We start from the raw sequence: 207 nt of genomic DNA, 5'->3' as shown, positions 1-207 counted from the left end.
CCCATATTAGACCCTAAAAAAGACCCTATTTAAGAACCTATATTAGACCCTAGATTAGAACCTAAATAATTTATAGATACTGAACCTATTTTAAAATCGTAATACCCCACCATTAATAGGGGTTTTTTTATCTTTTGTTAACATCAACACCATTTTAGACCCTATATTAGAACCTATTTTCGACCATAATTTTGAACCCAATTTAGA

Source organism: Deltaproteobacteria bacterium CG11_big_fil_rev_8_21_14_0_20_42_23 (assembly GCA_002796345.1).
Lineage (GTDB): Bacteria > UBA10199 > UBA10199 > 2-02-FULL-44-16 > 2-02-FULL-44-16 > 1-14-0-20-42-23.
This window is presented reverse-complemented; position numbering follows the sequence as displayed.